The following is a 2,096-nucleotide window of genomic DNA, read 5'->3' on the forward strand; positions in this document are numbered from 1 at the left end:
CGCGCCGTGCAGGTTCGACAACTGCTCGGCGTGCAGCTTCACGGGCAGGCCGTGGGCGCGGGCGGTCTCGAACACTCGGCGGATCTGGGCCGGCGAAAAGCCGATGCCCTCGCAGAAGCCGTCCACCGCGTCGGCGAGGCCTTCTGCGGCGACGGCGGGGATCATCTGGTTACAGACGAGGTCGATGTAGCCGTCGGCGTCGCCCTTATATTCCGGCGGCAGGGCGTGGGCGCCGAGGAAAGTGGTCTTGACCGAAACCGGCCGGGCCTTGGCCAGGGCGCGGGCGGCGCGCAGGCTCTTCAGTTCGTGTTCGAGGGAGAGGCCATAGCCGGACTTGACCTCGATCGTCGTCAGGCCCTCGGCGATCAGGGTGTCCAGGCGGGGCAGGGCGGCGGCGACCAGGTGGTCTTGGCTCGCCTCGCGGGTGGCCTTCATGGTCGAGACGATGCCGCCGCCGGCCCGGGCGATCTCTTCGTAACTAGCGCCGGCCAGCCGCAGCTCGAACTCGTGGGCGCGGTCGCCGCCGAAGATCAGGTGGGTGTGCGGGTCGATCAGGCCGGGCGTGATCCAGCGGCCTTCGCAGTCGGTGGTCTCGGCCGCCTCGAAGGCCGGGGCATCGCTGGCGGGGCCGGCATAGAGGATGCGGCCGTCCTTGGCGGCGATGACGCCGTCCTCGACGACGCCCAGGCCGGGCGCGGTTTCGGCGAGGGTCGCAAGGCGGGCCTTGATCCAAACCCGATCGCACCGCATCGCCAACGCCTCCGAAGCCGCTTTGAGTCGCCTCACCGCGACCCTTGCGGCCCGGTTCAATATGTATAGACATATTCGCGAGCGACGAGGATTGTCCAGTGACCGACGCCGAGAATCTTGAAGCCCCCGAACCGGCGTCCGAGGAGAGCCCAGAGGAAATCCGCGTCGAGACCTTGAGCGAACCCGTCTCCGTCGAGGCTCCGAAACCCGAAGCGCCGAAAGACATCGTCGTCTGGTGCGAGAGCGCCCTGCTGGCCGACGGCTGGGCCAAGGGCGTGCGCCTGACCCTCTCCGAAGGCCGCATCGCCCGCATCGACACCGACGTCGTCGCCGGCAGTGAACCCCGCCTGGGCGCGGCCCTGCTGGGCATGCCCAACCTGCACAGCCACGCCTTCCAGCGGGCCATGGCCGGCCTGACAGAGGCGCGCGGCGAGGGGAGCGACAGCTTCTGGACCTGGCGCGAGCTGATGTACCGCTTCGTCGAGCGCCTCGATCCCGACGCCCTGCAGGCCATCGCCGCCATGGGCCAGGTCGAGATGCTGGAGAGCGGCTTCACCAGGGTGGGCGAGTTCCACTACCTGCACCACGACCAGGGCGGTGCGACCTTCGACAACCCGGCCGAGATGGGCGCGCGGATCGCGGCGGCGGCCGAAGAAACCGGCATCGGCCTGACCCTGCTGCCGGTGTTCTACGCTCACGCCGGCTTCGGCGGCGCGGCGCCGGGCGAGGGCCAGAAGCGCTTCGTCACCGATGTCGACGGCTACGCCCGCCTGCTGGAGGCCAGCCGCGCCGCCGTCGCGGGCCTGCCCGAGGCGGTGGTCGGGATCGCTCCGCACAGCCTGCGCGCGGTTACGGCCGAGGAACTGACCGCCATCACGCCCCTGGCCGCCGGCGGCCCGATCCACATCCACATCGCCGAACAGACCAAGGAGGTCGACGACTGCCTGGCCGCGACCGGCCAGCGACCCGTCCGCTGGCTGATGAACCACGCCGACGTCGGCAAGCAATGGTGCCTGGTCCACGCCACCCACATGAACGCCATGGAGACCGAGCGCCTGGCCAAGAGCGGCGCGGTGGCCGGCCTTTGCCCGATCACCGAGGCCAATCTCGGCGACGGCGTCTTTCCGGCCCACGACTACCAGGCCGCCGGCGGCGCCTTCGGCATCGGCTCGGACAGCAATGTGCTGATCGACGCGGCCGAGGAGCTGCGGGTGCTGGAATATTCCCAGCGCCTGACCCGGCGGGCTCGCAACGTGCTGGCCGGCGGTCCCAAGCGCTCGACCGGCGGCGAACTGTGGCGCGCGGCGGTAGCGGGCGGGGCCCAGGCCCTGGGCGCGGGCCGTCCG

The 2,096-nt window shown here is 70.8% G+C and carries 2 protein-coding genes; one reads left to right on the forward strand and one right to left on the reverse strand.

The features are described 5' to 3' along the window. A partial coding sequence (gene hutI, locus DMC18_RS22145) for an imidazolonepropionase (protein WP_110133313.1) occupies positions 1 to 750 on the reverse strand: 750 nt, incomplete at its 3' end. Between the two features lie 224 nt (positions 751 to 974). Between hutI and DMC18_RS22150 the strand changes: the two genes are divergently transcribed. Beyond that, positions 975 to 2,096, forward strand: a 1,122-nt coding sequence (locus tag DMC18_RS22150) for a formimidoylglutamate deiminase (protein WP_110133314.1), incomplete at its 3' end; no start/stop codon positions are given.

The organism is Caulobacter sp. D5 (assembly GCF_003185805.1).
Taxonomy (GTDB): domain Bacteria; phylum Pseudomonadota; class Alphaproteobacteria; order Caulobacterales; family Caulobacteraceae; genus Caulobacter.